At 46.6% G+C, this 16,778-nt stretch carries 18 protein-coding genes and 2 riboswitches; of the genes, 12 read left to right on the top strand and 6 right to left on the bottom strand.

What is annotated here, in order from left to right:
* Nucleotides 1–64 precede the first annotated feature (64 nt).
* The gene (gene mutM, locus AKL11_RS07530; RefSeq protein ID WP_067516079.1) at nucleotides 65–880 is read right to left on the bottom strand and encodes a bifunctional DNA-formamidopyrimidine glycosylase/DNA-(apurinic or apyrimidinic site) lyase; all 816 of its coding nucleotides are present in this window, start codon (nucleotides 878–880) and stop codon (nucleotides 65–67) included.
* A gap of 188 nt (nucleotides 881–1,068) precedes the next feature.
* On the opposite strand from mutM, the gene AKL11_RS07525 reads away from it, so the two are divergent.
* Nucleotides 1,069–2,472, top strand: coding sequence for an MATE family efflux transporter (locus AKL11_RS07525; RefSeq protein WP_067516077.1), 1,404 nt, complete (start codon nucleotides 1,069–1,071; stop codon nucleotides 2,470–2,472).
* Nucleotides 2,473–2,732: 260 nt separating this feature from the next.
* On the opposite strand, the gene AKL11_RS07520 is transcribed toward AKL11_RS07525, so the two are convergent.
* Nucleotides 2,733–3,098, bottom strand: a complete 366-nt coding sequence (locus tag AKL11_RS07520; protein ID WP_067516075.1) for a hypothetical protein — start codon at nucleotides 3,096–3,098, stop codon at nucleotides 2,733–2,735.
* Between the two features lie 221 nt (nucleotides 3,099–3,319).
* Here AKL11_RS07520 and trpS point away from each other — a divergent pair, with 221 nt between their 5' ends.
* A complete protein-coding gene (gene trpS, locus AKL11_RS07515; RefSeq protein WP_067516073.1) occupies nucleotides 3,320–4,330 on the top strand; it encodes a tryptophan--tRNA ligase in 1,011 nt (336 codons plus the stop codon).
* A 13-nt stretch (nucleotides 4,331–4,343) separates the two neighbouring features.
* Here trpS and AKL11_RS07510 read toward each other — a convergent pair whose 3' ends face one another.
* On the bottom strand, nucleotides 4,344–5,285 hold the full coding sequence (locus AKL11_RS07510; RefSeq protein ID WP_067516071.1) for a hypothetical protein: 942 nt from the start codon (nucleotides 5,283–5,285) through the stop codon (nucleotides 4,344–4,346).
* Nucleotides 5,286–5,617: 332 nt separating this feature from the next.
* Between AKL11_RS07510 and AKL11_RS07505 the strand changes: the two genes are divergently transcribed.
* The 8 genes from AKL11_RS07505 to tal all read left to right on the top strand — a co-directional run bounded on the left by AKL11_RS07505 (nucleotide 5,618) and on the right by tal (nucleotide 12,361).
* Nucleotides 5,618–6,004 (top strand): hypothetical protein, encoded by a 387-nt coding sequence (locus AKL11_RS07505; RefSeq protein ID WP_216636500.1) that lies wholly within the window; start codon nucleotides 5,618–5,620, stop codon nucleotides 6,002–6,004.
* Between the two features lie 5 nt (nucleotides 6,005–6,009).
* Nucleotides 6,010–6,426: a YbaN family protein gene (locus tag AKL11_RS07500; protein WP_067516069.1), complete on the top strand. Its 417-nt coding sequence runs from the start codon at nucleotides 6,010–6,012 to the stop codon at nucleotides 6,424–6,426.
* Nucleotides 6,427–6,491: 65 nt separating this feature from the next.
* Nucleotides 6,492–6,605: riboswitch (TPP riboswitch) on the top strand.
* A 96-nt stretch (nucleotides 6,606–6,701) separates the two neighbouring features.
* Nucleotides 6,702–7,700, top strand: a complete 999-nt coding sequence (locus tag AKL11_RS07495; RefSeq protein ID WP_067516067.1) for an ABC transporter substrate-binding protein — start codon at nucleotides 6,702–6,704, stop codon at nucleotides 7,698–7,700.
* 129 nt (nucleotides 7,701–7,829) lie between these two features.
* A complete protein-coding gene (locus AKL11_RS07490) occupies nucleotides 7,830–8,414 on the top strand; it encodes a PfkB family carbohydrate kinase (protein ID WP_067516065.1) in 585 nt (194 codons plus the stop codon).
* Nucleotides 8,415–8,434: 20 nt separating this feature from the next.
* Nucleotides 8,435–8,791 (top strand): YbaN family protein, encoded by a 357-nt coding sequence (locus AKL11_RS07485; RefSeq protein WP_067516063.1) that lies wholly within the window; start codon nucleotides 8,435–8,437, stop codon nucleotides 8,789–8,791.
* A 65-nt stretch (nucleotides 8,792–8,856) separates the two neighbouring features.
* Nucleotides 8,857–8,970, top strand: a riboswitch (TPP riboswitch).
* A 96-nt stretch (nucleotides 8,971–9,066) separates the two neighbouring features.
* Entirely contained in the window at nucleotides 9,067–10,065 is a 999-nt protein-coding gene (locus AKL11_RS07480; protein WP_067516061.1) for an ABC transporter substrate-binding protein, read from the top strand.
* Between the two features lie 291 nt (nucleotides 10,066–10,356).
* Nucleotides 10,357–11,328 carry a ribokinase gene (gene rbsK / locus AKL11_RS07475; RefSeq protein ID WP_067516059.1) on the top strand — a complete coding sequence of 324 codons (972 nt, stop codon included), beginning with the start codon at nucleotides 10,357–10,359 and terminating at the stop codon, nucleotides 11,326–11,328.
* Between the two features lie 79 nt (nucleotides 11,329–11,407).
* Nucleotides 11,408–12,361 (top strand): transaldolase, encoded by a 954-nt coding sequence (tal, locus tag AKL11_RS07470; protein WP_067516057.1) that lies wholly within the window; start codon nucleotides 11,408–11,410, stop codon nucleotides 12,359–12,361.
* Between the two features lie 36 nt (nucleotides 12,362–12,397).
* On the opposite strand, the gene AKL11_RS07465 is transcribed toward tal, so the two are convergent.
* Complete coding sequence (locus AKL11_RS07465) at nucleotides 12,398–12,814, bottom strand: hotdog fold thioesterase (protein WP_067516056.1); 417 nt, start codon at nucleotides 12,812–12,814, stop codon at nucleotides 12,398–12,400.
* Between the two features lie 14 nt (nucleotides 12,815–12,828).
* Nucleotides 12,829–13,863, bottom strand: coding sequence for a YbgA family protein (locus AKL11_RS07460; RefSeq protein ID WP_095210255.1), 1,035 nt, complete (start codon nucleotides 13,861–13,863; stop codon nucleotides 12,829–12,831).
* A 272-nt stretch (nucleotides 13,864–14,135) separates the two neighbouring features.
* Here AKL11_RS07460 and AKL11_RS07455 point away from each other — a divergent pair, with 272 nt between their 5' ends.
* Together AKL11_RS07455 and AKL11_RS07450 are read left to right on the top strand one after the other, a co-directional pair.
* On the top strand, nucleotides 14,136–14,636 hold the full coding sequence (locus AKL11_RS07455) for a GNAT family N-acetyltransferase (protein ID WP_067516053.1): 501 nt from the start codon (nucleotides 14,136–14,138) through the stop codon (nucleotides 14,634–14,636).
* A gap of 95 nt (nucleotides 14,637–14,731) precedes the next feature.
* Nucleotides 14,732–15,406 (top strand): phosphohydrolase, encoded by a 675-nt coding sequence (locus AKL11_RS07450; RefSeq protein ID WP_067516051.1) that lies wholly within the window; start codon nucleotides 14,732–14,734, stop codon nucleotides 15,404–15,406.
* A 27-nt stretch (nucleotides 15,407–15,433) separates the two neighbouring features.
* Here AKL11_RS07450 and AKL11_RS07445 read toward each other — a convergent pair whose 3' ends face one another.
* Nucleotides 15,434–16,510, bottom strand: coding sequence for a pyridoxal phosphate-dependent aminotransferase (locus tag AKL11_RS07445; protein ID WP_067516046.1), 1,077 nt, complete (start codon nucleotides 16,508–16,510; stop codon nucleotides 15,434–15,436).
* Nucleotides 16,511–16,778: the final 268 nt, after the last annotated feature.

Below are 16,778 nucleotides of genomic sequence, written 5' to 3'. Positions count from 1 at the left end.
TTGTTGCCCTGAGATCACTGACCTGAATAGATATCGGCAGTGATTTCAGGCTTTAAATCGAGATTTAGCGCTGGCACTTACTGCAGAAGCAGCTGCTTCTATTTCCCAGTTTTATCTCTTGGATGGGTTTTCCACAATTCAGGCAGGGCTGTCCTGCACGGCCATAAACAGCCAGCTCCTGTTTGAAGTAGCCAGGTTTGCCATCGCCGCCAACAAAGTCTTTCAATGTTGTGCCACCCTGTTCTATCGCCTTGGCAAGGGTTTCGATAATGGCATCAGTCAGTCGTTCATAACGTTGTTTGGACACTTTTCCGCACGGGGTGTCAGGCCTGATTCCAGCCTTAAAAAGCGCTTCACTGGCATAAATGTTACCGACACCAACAACGACTTTATTGTCCATAATGAAGGTTTTTACTGCCTGACTTTTCTTACGGGATAACAGGAACAGTCGTTGTGCGGTGAACTCACCATCTAATGGTTCTGGCCCAAGGTGACTCAGCAGTTTGTGTTCATAAATCGGTGCTTCTGACCACAGGACAGCACCAAATCGGCGGGGGTCGGTGTATCGTAATTTTTGTCCATCAGTGAAGATAATATCGATATGGTCATGTTTTCCAACGGGCGCATCCTCAGTCATTACTCTGAGGCTACCGGACATACCCAGATGAATGATTAAGTGGCCAGAGCCGGTATCCAGCAATAAATACTTCGCCCGCCGTTTTACCGAAAGGATGGTTTTTCCTTTCAGTATTTGATTAATGTTCTCTGGAACAGGCCATCGTAAACGCGAGTCACGTACAACGACTTCGGCGACGTTGTGTCCTTCAATGTAGGGCTCTATCCCCCGCCGGGTGGTTTCGACTTCTGGTAATTCCGGCATGCTGATTCACCTTAATGCGTTATAAGGAGAAAAGTATCCCAATTTTCAAGAAAAGAGTCATCGCATAAGCATAAATCCCGCGCTTCATTTCGAATTGAATAATAAAGACTTATATTCATTCGCTGATAGAATATCAAAACCTTCGTCCCGTTCCTGCTTGGCGTTGGATGTGTATTCTGTGAGCAACAATGACAACAAGCGTTTCTGCCTTTGCCCGTTACCGTGGCGAGCTTCGTGAACTTCTCTATCTTTCTGGCCCTATTTTAGGGGCGCAATTGGCAACCACGGGTATGACCTTTGTGGATACCAGTATGGCAGGGCAATATTCAGCCATGGATTTGGCGGCTATTGCTTTGGGCTCAAGTATCTGGGTGCCGGTGTATTTGCTGGTACGTGGTATTTTGATGGCACTCACGCCCACTGTCGCCCATATGTACGGCGCTGGCCGCACAGATCAAGTGGCGAGCCAGGTTCGCCAGGGGCTTTGGATTGCGCTATTAATGAGTTTGTTGTCGTTAGGGTTTATTTTTAAATCTGACGTGATATTGCAGTGGTTAGAAGTTGAGTCTGAAATGGCTGGCGTCACTCTTGAATACCTGAAAGCGCTGGCTTGGGGTGTGCCTGCAATCTGCCTGTTTCAGGCGTTGGCCTGTTATTGCGAAGGCTTAGGCAAGACAAAGCCAGGAATGGTATTCAGCTTTGTCGCTCTGGCACTGAATATTCCGCTTAACTATGTGTTGATCTACGGGAAATTTGGCTTCCCTGAATTAGGCGGCGTTGGCTGTGGTTATGCGACAGCGGTCTGTTTCTGGGCCATGTTCCTGATGATGGCTGTTTATACGCTGTTTAGTCGTCAACACCGCAAGATGGGAATCTTCGAACAATGGGAACTACCAAAGCTGTGTGTCATTGCCAATCTGATGAAGCTGGGTGTGCCGATCGGGTTAGCTATCTTCTTTGAGGCGAGCATTTTTTCTGTGGTGGCATTGTTGATTGGTAAGTTGGGTGCCATTGTGGTTGCAGGTCATCAAATTGCACTGAACTTCACATCACTGGCCTTTATGCTTCCCTTAAGTCTTTCAATGGGGCTGACTATTCGTGTCGGTCAGGCTTTGGGAGCCGGTAAACAGGAGCAGGCAGCCTATTCCAGCTATGCGGGCATTGTGACTACACTGGCCACTGCCACTATCAGTGCTTCTGTGATGCTGTTTATGCCAGGGCTTGTGACGTCTATTTACACCCAGAATGCTGAGGTAGCTACATTGGCGGCGCAATTGCTAATTTATGCGGCAGTGTTCCAATATGCTGATGGCATTCAGATTGCAGCCAATGGCGCTTTACGCGGTTTTAAAGATACCCGTGTGCCCATGGCCATTGTGCTATTTGCCTGTTGGATTGTGGCGCTTCCGTTGGGGTATGTTTTAGGGCTAACGGACTGGGTTGTGGAGCCAATGGGGCCTCATGGGTTGTGGATTGGTTTGGTGATCGCTTTAACAGTTGGTGCGTTGTTACTGGCTCTGCGTTTACGTGCGATTATCAAAAAAGCTCAGTTAGGCAAATCGAACGAGATGCCAGTTACAGTGATAAGCTGATGCTTCATCTGGGTTTCTAGCTTAGAAACTGGTGACCCAGAAATGGCTCGCTTCAAACTGTTATATTAGTAATAAGTACCCAACCATACGAAACCATATTTTCTGACTCAGTGGTCAGCCACTCTGCGGCGTTACATCTACGATCACATAGCTACCACCCACAGGGTGTAAAGGCTATGCTCACTCCGATGTGCCTTGCATAGTAACTAACCATTAAGCCAGAAATATTCGATTTCATATGATTGGGTACTTATAGGTTGTTAGTTGATTTTCATACCTCGACCGGAATTTACTGATATCGAGCATTTCTTGAGAAACGTTTCTCTGGCCATTTCTTTAGCCTCTTCAGAAACCATGCTGGAATTGGAAGATATTGTCTCTTCCAGGTTCATGAGCAAACGCCCACTCAGTAATTGAGCGTCACGTTTAAAGATCAAGAGGCTCTTGGGTGCATTCTTTCTGTCAGATTGGTCGTGCTGTTTTTGTAGATAAGGTGTATCTGAACAAATAGTTGCGATGAGCTTTCCATCCATGTAGCAACAAATAGGTTTTGTAGTCAGCGGGATGGATGGTTCTGTGACAAATTCTGGTTGAGTAACATGAGTTATGGTCTGCTCAATAGTCATATCAAACATCCTTTATTTATTTATTTATAATGATATGACTGGTCAAACTCTGAAAAGTTCAAATCGTCAATATCGTTACTTCTTCCCCATAAATTATGGTGAATACTGTGAAGTGAATATGACCTATCTATTGTGGCCGATAGTAGCACTCTCTTATAATCCCCTCCTTTCCCGGAGCAAATGTTCCGGCCAGATAATATCGTCGCTGCACGAGTGGACTCATGAGCAAAACGAAAGTACTTACAGGTATAACGACAACAGGAACACCACACCTGGGTAACTACGTGGGGGCTATCAAGCCTGCAATTGAGGAAAGCTGGCGCGATGATATGGCTTCCTATTTTTTCCTGGCGGACTACCACGCGCTGATCAAAGGTCGTGACCCTAAGCGCCTGCATCAGTCGACTCTGGAAATTGCGGCTACGTGGTTGGCGCTAGGGCTGGATACAGATCGTGCTACGTTTTATCGTCAATCCGATATTCCTGAGATTGCCGAATTAAACTGGATCATTGGCACGATGACTGCCAAAGGGTTGATGAACCGTGCCCATGCCTACAAAGCGGCAGTGCAAGATAACCTTGAAGCCGGTGAGCAGGATCCAGATAAAGGCGTCACTATGGGTCTGTTCAGTTATCCGGTCTTAATGGCTGCAGATATCCTGATGTTCAATGCTCATAAAATTCCGGTAGGCCGCGACCAGGTGCAGCATATTGAGATGGCCCGTGATATTGCTGGCCGTATGAACCATCACTACAAAACCAAATTTGTCTTGCCAGAAGCAGTGGTTGGTGAAAGCACTTCGGTATTGAATGGGTTGGATGGTCGTAAGATGAGCAAGAGCTACGACAACACCATCCCTCTGTTTGTGCCAGAGAAAAAGCTGCTGAAGCTGGTTCGTAAGATCAAAACCAACTCTCTGGAGCCTGGTGAGCCCAAAGATCCGGATACTTGCACACTCTTCCAGATTTACTCTGCGTTTGCGGATGCTGAACAAGTAAAAGCTAAACGACAGCAGTATGCTGATGGCGCCGGCTGGGGTGATTTGAAAAATGAACTCTTTGAATTCTTGAACAATCACTTGAAAGAACCTCGTGAGCGTTACAATGCGCTGATCGAAGATCCTGCTTTTATTGAAAAAGAGTTGTTGAAAGGTGCTGAAAAGGCCCGTGCAGAAGCTGCGCCTTTCCTGATAGAAGTGCGCCATGCAGTAGGTCTAAGACCTCTGGCGTAAACCTGTATCGCAGCTATTGAAGTGCTTTTAGTTGCGCTTCAATAGCTGCATCCAGATCCGGATATTTATAATGGCCATTGCTGAGCATGAGCTTCATGCTCTCGAGAGTCGTTTTATCTTCTATCGAGTCAATTAACCGCTGTGCTTTGACTGGATCAAAGGATTCTTGATCCAGAATATCTCGAAGAGCCCATAATTCAGGTGCTTTATCTTTCAATTTACCTTTAGTGAAGTCATAACGCTGGTTAACGCCATCACTTTGCTCCAGTTCTTCCAGTGCCTGCTGCTCTATCTCCAACTTTGTCATCAAGCGTTTGCGGCTGCTTTCTGTAGTTGCCTGAGGTATTTGTTGATTGAGCTTCGAGATTTTTTCTTGAACTTCATCAGGGGTACGCATGGAGGCCATGGTGGATTCGAGGTGCTGATTGGCTGTTTGTTCTACGTTAGCGAGCAGTGCGTCAAGTTGACTAGTCTTGTTCGGGTTAACTGAGCTATCTCTTAAGTGGTCGGATAGTGACTCAAAAGTAATCAATCGTGCCGAGTCATTACTTTTGGTTGTATACTCATTGATGTATTGCATTACTAGCAACTCATGCAGTTCATCCTGTTTTAGCGGATCATCGCTAGCATTGAGCAGGGCTAGAATATAGCTTTCCAGAATTGCTTTTTCAGCCTCCCGGGTATCAGGCGCTTCAACTCCATCAGGTTGTGCAAGCTCTGTATCATTGAACGAAACACTTTTTGTAGGTGTGTTTGAAGTTGAGATGCGGCGGCTGAGAATAGACTTCGACTGAGAGTCTGATTCATTGTATTGGTGTTGGGCAGCTTTTTCTTTATTGTTGACCAATGCAACCTGCCCAAGTTTCGAGTGTTCCCCAGCACTGTTCTTTTGATCGATGGGTTTGTGTTCTGGTGATGAGAGACTTCCCGAGTTTTGTCCTACAGGTTTTACCATTATCCGTCTCCCTGGAATATGGACAGTGCAGTGAGTATTCAGTAAGCAATCAGTTCACCAGAAGTCCTCGATTCTAGTGCTCTGTTACATACAGATAGCTTATTTGTCGATTGGTGCTTAAGTAGTTAACCACCTGAAATCATATTTTCTGACTCATTGATCAGGCCATCTGACTGCGTTGCAACTCTGGTCACATAGCTCGCTATGCTCCCGCCGTTGCGCCTTGCAGAGAACCTGGTCAACAAGCCAGAAATATTCGATTCCAAATGGCCAACTACTTAGTATAATCCGTCGCCCATGGCGGGCTAATCTTGAGAGTGTTGAATCGAATCATGAAACTATTAACACTATGGACCTTGCTATTTACGCTTCTACTGTCTGGCTGCTCTTACTTGAATAGCTTTTGGGTTAGCTCACCCCAGAAAAAGATCGAATTCCAACTGGATCAGCTGGACACTGATGGTTTATATGGCCCGGAAGATGGCAAGCGTTCGGTGAGTTATGAATTCTGCATCCCCGGTGTTGTAGAATATGCACAACAGGTGATGTCTATTGATCAAACGGCCATTATCTATAAAGATTCTCCAGGACGAATTCAGTGTAAAAAATATGAGTATTTAGTGATTGGTGAAACTTCTCAGCCAGACTTTAAAACGACACTACACAATTTAGCGACACTGGATTACGTGACCAGAATTGTTGAAGCTCACTTTGAATAATACCAATGGCGCCGGAAAAAACAGCACTCCATGATGGGGTTTTAGTTCGTAGTCGTTTAGTCAGATTGGTTTTTCAATGTCTTGCTGTCGTCTGTATCTTGCTTGGGTTGATTGGTGTTTTTCTCCCTCTACTGCCCACGACGCCCTTTCTATTACTGGCTGCTTTCTTCAGTATTCGCTCTTCCCCCGCAATACATACCTGGCTGGTTAACCATAAAATACTGGGGCCACCGTTACAGCAGTATCTAATAGACAGAAGTATCACCCGGTCTGTGTTTTATCGCGCGGTGAGCTTTCTCTGGCTGACTATCAGCCTGTCTATTTACATAATTACTCTTGTCTGGGTGAAATGGCTGCTGATATTTATTGCTGTTAGCGTCACTGTCTATCTGAACAGACTCAAGCAACGCAATCAGAGCTAGTCGATTAGCTGACATACTTGACGCGACTATCTATACTCTTTCACTGCAACCACCACTTTGGTTGCTCTTGTGGCGCAGGGTGCCTGTTCATTTTTCTGAAGTGAATGAACAAGCTGAGATGATACCTGTTGAACCTGATCCGGTTAGTACCGGCGAAGGGACTGCCATGGAACTGCCGTCTATTTTTTAGCTGAATCTTCGGCTGTTTTCTTGCTGTCTTCGGGCATTATTCCAGCACTGTGCGTCACGCCTTTTTCCTAAATCAGGACGGACGTATGAGCTCTATTGTTTTTCAGAAAACAGAAACACCAAGACTTTCTCTGCTACTTAACTGGTATGCCAATCCCTACCACACCCCGATCTTCATAGCTCAACAACTGGGTTTTTATGAAGAAGAAGGAATTTTCCCCGGCATTATGGAAACCACAGACCCTTCGGATGTGACGGATTTAATCGGCCAGAATAAAGTAGATATTGCCCTCAAAGCGATGATTCATACCTATGCTGCCCGGGCAAAAGGGTACAAAGTGGTGTCTACAGGCACTCTGTTTCATGAGCCTCCCACCGGCATTATTTTTCTAAAATCCAGCGGTATAAAAGGGTTTGAGGATATAAAAGGTAAACGGATTGGCTACATTGGTAGTTTCGGCAAAATCATCATTGATGACTTGGCTCGCCGTGCAGGCATCAATGTAGGCGACTATGAGACGGTTCGAGTCGGCATGAACCTTACGGATGCCATCATGAAAGGCACGGTGGATGCTGGCATGGGTATCGGTTGTTTTCAGCAGGTTGAGTTTGAGCATGTAAGCGGACAAGAGACAGGTATGTTGCGGGTAGATGAATTGGCCGGATTGGGTTGTTGCTGTTTCTGCTCGATTCTATTTCTGGTGCATGAATCGTATTTGGCTAAAAATCCGAACACGGTTGCAGGGTTTATGCGGGCAACTCAGCGGGGAATGCACTGGACTTTGGAAAACCCGGAAAAAGCCTGGGAGATGCTGTGCGACAAGATTCCATCTTTGCGTACAGAGGTGTTCCAGAAAATATACATCAGTTGTCTTCCGTATTTCTCCAGAGATCTTGTTAATGTGGATCGGGATTGGGAGAAGGTAGGTGTCTATGCCCAGCAACTGGGTATTACCGATGGCAGCATGGATAGTCTTAGTTGTTATACCAATGACTATCTGCCTGAACGTCCTCATGCAGAGCTTGAACCATTGGACGGACACTACATTTCTGAGCAGATTTCTCTGCAGAGAAAGGCTATGTAAGTCGTTCAAGGTCTGACGACACCGTCAGGCCTGTCTTCCCGTTTTACTATTATTTTTCATGTGAACACACCAGTTGAATTACACTGATATCAGACAGCTATCGTCATATGATGATTAAGCGGTGATGATATGAGTAAACAAATTATTGTTCTTGGCAGTATCAATGCAGACCATGTTTTACAACTGGATGCCTTTCCCTCTCCTGGCCAAACTCTGGCCGGAAAGTCTTATCAAATCATGTCTGGGGGCAAGGGTGCGAATCAGGCTGTCGCTTGTGCCCGACAGGGTGGAAATACCCGAATGCTGGCAGCGATGGGGGATGATGAGCTTGGAACAAACATCAGTCAGCAGTTATCTGAAGAAGGTGTGGATGCCACGAACATCAAAACGATCGACGACATGGAAACTGGCGTTGCCCTGATTTTTGTGAACTGTGATGGTGAAAACATGATTGGCCTTGCTACCGGAGCCAATCACTATTGTGATGAACATTATGTAGCACAAAATCATGAGTTAATTGCTCAGTCAGACTACCTTTTGTTGCAACAGGAAATCCCTGAGGGCACCGTTGAATATGCGGTAGATCTTGCAGCCAATCATCAGACAATCGTTGTACTTAACCCTGCTCCGGCCAGAGATATCTCCACAAGCCTGTTGAATAACGTGGATATCATTACCCCACGGAAAAAACAGCACTCCATGATGGGGTTTTAGTTCGTAGTCGTTTAGTCAGATTGGTTTTTCAATGTCTTGCTGTCGTCTGTATCTTGCTTGGGTTGATTGGTGTTTTTCTCCCTCTACTGCCCACGACGCCCTTTCTATTACTGGCTGCTTTCTTCAGTATTCGCTCTTCCCCCGCAATACATACCTGGCTGGTTAACCATAAAATACTGGGGCCACCGTTACAGCAGTATCTAATAGACAGAAGTATCACCCGGTCTGTGTTTTATCGCGCGGTGAGCTTTCTCTGGCTGACTATCAGCCTGTCTATTTACATAATTACTCTTGTCTGGGTGAAATGGCTGCTGATATTTATTGCTGTTAGCGTCACTGTCTATCTGAACAGACTCAAGCAACGCAATCAGAGCTAGTCGATTAGCTGACATACTTGACGCGACTATCTATACTCTTTCACTGCAACCACCACTTTGGTTGCTCTTGTGGCGCAGGGTGCCTGTTCATTTTTCTGAAGTGAATGAACAAGCTGAGATGATACCTGTTGAACCTGATCCGGTTAGTACCGGCGAAGGGACTGCCATGGAACTGCCGTCTATTTTTTAGCTGAATCTTCGGCTGTTTTCTTGCTGTCTTCGGGCATTATTCCAGCACTGTGCGTCACGCCTTTTTCCTAAATCAGGACGGACGTATGAGCTCTATTGTTTTTCAGAAAACAGAAACACCAAGACTTTCTCTGCTACTTAACTGGTATGCCAATCCCTACCACACCCCGATCTTCATAGCTCAACAACTGGGTTTTTATGAAGAAGAAGGAATTTTCCCCGGCATTATGGAAACCACAGACCCTTCGGATGTGACGGATTTAATCGGCCAGAATAAAGTAGATATTGCCCTCAAAGCGATGATTCATACCTATGCTGCCCGGGCAAAAGGGTACAAAGTGGTGTCTACAGGCACTCTGTTTCATGAGCCTCCCACCGGCATTATTTTTCTAAAATCCAGCGGTATAAAAGGGTTTGAGGATATAAAAGGTAAACGGATTGGCTACATTGGCAGTTTCGGCAAAATCATCATTGATGACTTGGCTCGCCGTGCAGGCATCAATGTAGGCGACTATGAGACGGTTCGCGTCGGCATGAATCTTACGGATGCCATCATGAAAGGCACAGTGGATGCTGGCATGGGTATCGGTTGTTTTCAGCAGGTTGAGCTTGAGCATGTAAGCGGACAAGAGACAGGTATGTTGCGGGTAGATGAATTGGCCGGATTAGGTTGTTGCTGTTTCTGCTCGATTCTATTTCTGGTGCATGAATCGTATCTGGCTAAAAATCCGGACACGGTTGCAGGGTTTATGCGGGCAACTCAGCGGGGAATGCACTGGACTTTGGAAAACCCGGAAAAAGCCTGGGAGATGCTGTGTGACAAGATTCCATCATTGCGTACAGAGGTGTTCCAGAAAATATACATCAGTTGCCTTCCGTATTTCTCCAGAGATCTTGTTAATGTGGATCGGGATTGGGAGAAGGTAGGTGTCTATGCCCAGCAGCTGGGTATTACCGATGGCAGCATGGATAGTCTTAGTTGTTATACCAATGACTACCTGCCCGAACGTCCTCATGCAGAACTTGAGCCATTGGATGGCCACTACATTTCTGAGCAGATTTCTCTGCAGAGAAAGGCTGTGTAAGTCGCTTAAGGTCTGACGACACCGTCAGGCCTGTCTTCCCGTTTTACTATTATTTTCCATGTGAACACACCAGTTGAATTACACTGATATCAGACAGCTATCGTCAACTGATGTTACCAATGGCGCTTTTAAATTATGGAGCGAGCAAGTGATTTTGGCTGACTGGGCAAGGCGAAGAGACGAGTCATAGCTAAAGCTATGGCGAGGAACTTCAACGCAGATCCAGGCGGTCAAAATTGCTGTGGAGCCCATAATTTAACAGCAGAATTGGTAAAATAAGGCGGTGATGATATGAGTAAGCAAATTCTTGTTCTTGGCAGTATCAACGCAGACCATGTGTTACAACTGGATGCTTTTCCTTCTCCTGGCCAAACCCTGACCGGAAAGTCTTATCAAATAATGTCTGGGGGCAAGGGGGCAAATCAGGCTGTCGCTTGTGCCCGACAGGGTGGAAATACCCGAATGCTGGCAGCGATGGGGGATGATGAGCTTGGAACAAACATCAGTGAGCAGTTATCTGAAGAAGGTGTGGATGCCACGAACATCAAAACGATCGACGACATGGAAACTGGCGTTGCCCTGATTTTTGTGAACCGTGATGGTGAAAACATGATTGGCCTTGCTACCGGAGCAAATCACTATTGTGACGAACATTATGTAGCACAAAATCATGAGTTAATTGCTCAGTCAGACTACCTTTTATTGCAACAGGAAATCCCTGAGGGCACTGTTGAATACGCGGTAGATCTTGCAGCCAATCATCAGACAATCGTTGTACTTAACCCTGCTCCGGCCAGAGATATCTCCACAAGCCTGCTGAATAACGTGGATATCATTACCCCAAACCAGACAGAGGCAGAGTACCTCACAGGTGTAACAGTTACTGATCTTGATTCTGCGACAGCTGCCGCCAGTGTGCTCCATAACAAGGGAGTGCAAGAAGTTGTCATTACCATGGGAAAACTGGGTGCCTATATTTCTTCAGCTCAAAGAGAATATCCTCAAGGCTTACTGATCCCCGGTTTTCCGGTTAAAGCAGTAGACGCTACCGCCGCCGGTGACACTTTTAATGGTACTTTGGTTGCTTCCCTCGCAACGGGAGCATCATTAGCTGATGCAGCTTTCTTTGCTAATGCCAGTGCTGCGTTGTCGGTAATGCGTTCAGGCTCCCAGTCGTCCATTCCCTACCAATTTGAAGTGGAGACGTTTTTGCAAAGTGACCATGAGATTCAAAAAGCAGCATTACATGATCAGAAATTGTGATCTTCAATTTACCCTGCAGCTTTGATTTTGCCTTTTAATGTCGATAGGCTGATCGCCTGATTTGAAAACGGAGTGCAGTATGGACAGTCAACTGGACCAACTGAAACGCATGACGAAAGTGGTTGCAGACACCGGTGATATTGAAGCGATACGCCGATATCAGCCGGTGGATGCAACCACGAACCCGTCGCTGATCCTGAAAGCTGCCGGGCTCGACAGTTATCAGACTCTGTTCAAAGAGGCCATTGCTTACGGTCGTAGCTGTGCTCAGGATAAAGCCTATGGCGTACCTTTTGCCTGTGATTGGCTGACGGTTGGTATTGGTCGTGAAATTCAGCAGGTGGTACCTGGCCTGGTTTCCACCGAAGTGGATGCAAGACTCTCTTTTGATACCGAAGCAACAATTCATAAAGCCCGCCAGTTGATTGATTTATATAAGCAGCAGGGTGGTGATCCGGATCGGGTGCTCATCAAAATCGCCTCCACCTGGGAGGGCATTAAAGCGGCGGAAGTGCTGGAGAAAGAAGGCATCCGCTGTAATCTGACGTTGTTGTTTAATTTTGCTCAGGCGCAAGCGTGCGCTGAGGCAGGTGTCTATCTGATATCTCCGTTTGTGGGTCGGATTCTGGATTGGTACAAAAAGGCGGAAGGTCGCGAATACTCAGCATCAGAAGACCCCGGTGTTGTATCGGTTAGCCGGATTTATAACTACTACAAACAATATGGCTATCAAACCGTCGTCATGGGTGCGAGCTTCAGAAGCACCGGTGAAATTACCGAGTTGGCTGGTTGTGATTGTCTAACCATTGGGCCAGATCTTTTGGATCAACTGGCCGGTTCCAGCGAACCTCTGGAACAAAAATTGTTTGGTGATTCGCCTGTATGCAGTGACGAAAAGACCATTTTGAATGAAGCAGCGTTCCGCTGGGCAATGAACGACGATGCCATGGCAACCGAAAAATTGGCGGAAGGCATTCGTAACTTTGCCCGTGATCAGGAAAAGCTGGAGCAATTGGTAGCGGATTTATTTTAATGAATGAAAGGGCACTTAAAAGCGCCCTTTTTTGTATTATCTGAACTGCTTGGCAGCCATAGTAATACGGGAGATACAGGTTGGGCGCCCTTGATCATCTTCAATTTTGATTTCCCACACCTGAGTGCTTCTACCAATGTGAACGGGACGAGTGGTTCCGGTCACTTTGCCAGAAGTGGCTGAGCGTAAATGGTTGGCGTTAATTTCCAACCCGACACAATAATAGCCATCTTCACAGCAAAGATTGGCTGCGATGCTACCCAGTGTTTCTGCCAGAACGACCGAGGCGCCACCATGGAGTAGCCCCATAGGCTGAATGGTACGATGATCAACGGGCATAGTGCCCCGAAGAAAGTCGTCGCCTACTTCGGTAATTTCAATCCCCACATGATCACACATGTTGTCCCGGAACTGAGCTTTTGCGGGATCGTAGGGGCGTTTCCAGATCGACATCTTATTTTCTTTCCTTATATCTGGTTTCTCAAGCCTAGCTGATCCGGATGAGGATTCAGATAAGTTTGGCTTTTAATGTAGTCACTGCCATGATTTTCGACAAAATGGCGAAGCATGGTCATTGGCGCAATGAGCGGCACCATTTGCTGGCGATACTCTTCAACCAGTGTCAAAAACTGATTTCTCTCTTTGCTGTCCACGGTCTTTTTAACATATCCAAGAATATGCATCATGGCATTTGTATGAGATTTTCGATTTGCCCGCCGTTTCAGCGCCTGCATAAAGTGGGTGAAGTATTCATCCAGTAACTCTTCTAAAGGCAACTGTCGCCCTTTTGCTACAATCTGACCAAGCTCCTCATAGCCCTGAGGATAGTGTGCCATGAGCATGTATTTATGGGTGGAGTGAAAGTCACCCAGTGCCTTGTAAGACGATTTCTGCAAGACCATTGTCTGCCAACGGTGGTAGGCATATACCCGGGTAAAGAAATTTTCACAAAGCACCGGATCGTGCAGACGACCTTCCTCTTCTATGGGAAGTAGAGGCTTTTCTTCCATCAATACTTTCGCGTAGGCACCCGGTGAACTTTCTCCCAAAGGGTGCCCGTTTTCATGGTAAACCTTGACCCTTTCCATGCCGCAACTTGGGGATTTCTGCATAAGCACATAGCCAGAGATGCCCTTCAGGGTTGCCGCTTTTTCATGGCCAAATTTCTCCAGAGCATCCGTCACATCCAAACTGGCTGTTTCAGTACCGACCACTCTGATTTTTAATGCTTTTTGCGGGTCAGAAGACGACATAAGTTGTAAGTTTTTGGTTTCTTGAGGTTCTGCAAGTTCGCCGACCAGTCTAATGGGCTCCCTGGGCGTGCCAAGGCCGATGGCCATTTCCGGGCAGACGGGCTCAAAATGGAAAAAGCGATCCAGAGTATTTACACAGAAAGAGGAGCGTTTGTGGCCACCGTTGTAACGCACTTTCTGCCCCAGCAGGCAGGAGCTGATACCCAGTGTTATCTCTTTTTCAGGATCAGGTATTGAAACAATAGCCACCGGTTTTGCCTCCGGGATTTATTTCTTGGAATGGAAATCAGGATTGGTAATCTCCTGTAACTGCATGATACGACAAAAGTTTAACTTTGGTTCTAACCATTGAAAGCATTTTGTGAAGATGGAACTTTTTCTGCCTCACAGACACTAATGGCTGCGAAAACGCAAATTGATCTTAATGTGAATTTGACTGAATAATGAGACTGAAAGAACTTTTCCAGCCTACTGGCTGTCCAATAAGTGACATTACAGGCTTGTTGGGAGGCTGTTAAACTGTGCTGATTGTTACTGATACACCACGACTAATACTGCGCACATGGCAGCTGGCGGATGTAAGCGCATTCTCTACGTTGTTAGGGCATGACCCGGTCGCATCATCCGGCATTGCTGCTACTGAGCCAGGCAGTATTGCTGAGACAGAGTTGTGGCGATATCAGGCTGAGCTGGATAAAAGAGGCTGGTCTCGGTGGGCTGTGGTTTATAAAGAAACGAATCAATTGATTGGGTATTGTGGTTTCACACCCTATGGCAAGCACATTGAGATGAGCTGGCGGTTTATGCCTGAGTTCCGGGGGCAGGGGCTGGTACTGGAAGCGGTTGAAGCTGTTACCCAGTTTGGTTTCAACCAGCTGGGCATGGAAGAAATTATCTCCTATACGGCGCCCAATAATGAGTTCGCTCAAGGTGTTATGGAGCAATTGGGTATGGTGCTTGATCGCTTTGAAGGCTGGAGCACCTGTACGGTTGCCCGTTACAGAATCCAGTCGCCCATCTGATATTTAACAGAGCCGAATTGATTTTATTGTGTTTCCCTCAAACACAATATTCACTACCATCCTCTCTTGTTCTGCATTTTATCATTTGAGACTCTATGACTGACACTTGCCCTAATGTTCTCAAGGAATGGGAGCAACGCTTTATCGACTGCCTGCAAAATCTTGGGCAGGATCAAGATGACGCTTCCCATGATTTCTTTCATTTCCAGCGGGTTTGGAAAACTGCCTGTCAGATTATGGATCAGGACGGTGCGACCGCAGATCGACTGGTTGTACTCGCAGCCTGCTATTTTCACGATGTGGTCGTGTTGCCAAAGAATCACCCGGAGCGATCCAAAGCATCAACGCTGGCTGCTGCAAAAGCCAGAGAGCTACTTCAGCATATGGCTTTCCCTGAAGCTCAGCTGGAGAACGTTTGCCATGCCATTGAAAGCCACAGTTATTCCGCAGGTATCGTGCCTGAAACGTTGGAAGCAAAGGTCGTTCAGGATGCTGATCGGATGGAAGCGTTAGGTGCTATTGGGCTGGCAAGAGTCTTTTATACGTCAGGCGTTTTACGTCAGAAGATGTTTGATCCGGAAGATCCAATGGCTGCGCACCGGGAGTTGAGTGATCGACAGTTTGCTTTGGATCACTTTGAACAGAAGTTGCTGAGATTACCTGAGACGATGCAAACGAACGCGGGAAGGGAAATGGCTGAGAGAAATGCTCGCTATTTGGCCGATTTCAGAGCGAAACTGCTTCAGGAGTTACAGGGCGACTATTCCTGAAGCCCTGCCCCCTGAAGCAGAATGTATTTAAAGTGCCAGAGCCTCTTCAAAAGCGGCAACCATACGCTGGGTTTGGGCGAGATCTCCCAGCGTGACTCTTAACCCCATTTTTCCATCATTACTGGCTTTTGGGCGAACCAGAATTCCTTTTGATCGCAAGTGCTGTTCAATGACTGAGCTGTTCTCTGGAAATGCCCAGATAAAGTTGGCTGCACTGTTCCAGAAAGAAATGTCTTTCTGGTGCAAAAAAGACTCAAATAACGGCTTCGATTGCTCCATCACTTCCGATACATAGTCGTGTGTGTATTCCGGGTGATCCAGCGCTGCATGAATGGCAACAGCGGCAAACTGATTGACGTCGTATGGGCCACGCACATTCAGCAGGGCATTGATGTTGTCTGGGTGACTGATGACATAACCCAGCCGAATGGAAGGCAAACCCCAAGTCTTTGAGAATGTTCGGGTAATCAGAATATTTGGGAAGTCCATCACCTGATCAGCGATAGTCAATTTCGAATACTCAAAATAACATTCATCCACCAGTATGGCGGTATCCGGCGCGGCTTTGGCAATGGTCAGGATATCTTCGACGCTGGTGGGCGTACCGCTGGGGTTGTTGGGGTTGGCGATGACGACCAATCCTGTTTCTGGAGAAAGGGCCTCCAGAACAGCCTGAAGGGGAAAGCCACCATCTTTCGTGTATTCGGGCTCGATAACCTTAAGGTTCTCTACTCCGGCACATTGCTGATACATGGCAAAGGTAGGGCTTGGAATAATGATTTCATTTCCCGAAGAACAGGCAGCGCGGATAATAATATCAATGCCCTGATCAGAGCCATTGGTAATCATGACCTGCTCCGGCTTAACACCAGCATAATCCGCTATTTTCTCATTCAGGTTGCCATAGGCTGGATACACTTGAATCCGGTCATTCTGAATAAAATCGATCAGCGCTTGTTTGATGTGATGGCTAACCGGCAGGGTTCTTTCATTAAAATCCAGCAGCAGATGCTCATGGGGATTTCTGCCTTCCAAAGGCGGGGCGTAGGCGCTCATCCTTGTAATATTTGGCTTGAGTATGGTCATCAGCGGGGTCTCTGCCATTTTATGGTTAGCTTTCAGCGTGTTGCAGTATATACCCAAAGGATTTCAAGGTGCTACGCGGCGGCAAGTCAGCGAGACCTTTAGAAGCTGTCGTGATGATCGATTAGTCCGCTCATCTAATACTTATTGCTAGGAGGCTGTCGGACTTGAAAGTAAAAACCGGAGATGGGCCGCAATAAAGTCAAAAATCACAGAATCCAGTCTGGAAGTGCTGTTTATGTCGTCAGTCTCTTTTGCCCAAATATCCAAATGCATGCGACAAATAACC

It is taken from the genome of Endozoicomonas ascidiicola (assembly GCF_001646945.1).
Taxonomy (GTDB): Bacteria; Pseudomonadota; Gammaproteobacteria; order Pseudomonadales; family Endozoicomonadaceae; genus Endozoicomonas; species Endozoicomonas ascidiicola.
This window is presented reverse-complemented; position numbering and strand designations above follow the sequence as displayed.